Here is a 223-nt window from a genome sequence, read left to right as displayed (position 1 = left end):
GCGGCGAGCGAAATGGGAAGAGCCTGTACGTGATAGTCGGACCGATAACAGAATCCTCTGGAAATAGGAGCCATAGTGGGTGATAGCCCCGTATGTGAAATCGGACCGGTGGTACTAAGCGTACGACAAGTAGGGCGGGACACGTGACATCCTGTCTGAATATGGGGGGACCATCCTCCAAGGCTAAATACTCGTAATCGACCGATAGTGAACCAGTACCGTG

The 223-nt window shown here is 52.9% G+C and carries 1 rRNA gene; it reads left to right on the top strand.

Going from position 1 to position 223, the window contains the following annotated elements:
* Positions 1-223 (top strand): 23S ribosomal RNA (locus KO538_RS29805); the annotation flags it as partial.

It is taken from the genome of Janthinobacterium sp. NKUCC08_JDC, assembly GCF_019345575.1.
In the GTDB taxonomy this organism is placed as follows: domain Bacteria; phylum Pseudomonadota; class Gammaproteobacteria; order Burkholderiales; family Burkholderiaceae_D; genus Janthinobacterium; species Janthinobacterium aestuarii.
The sequence above is the reverse complement of the archived record's forward strand: the minus strand, read 5'-3'. Positions and strand labels throughout refer to the sequence as shown.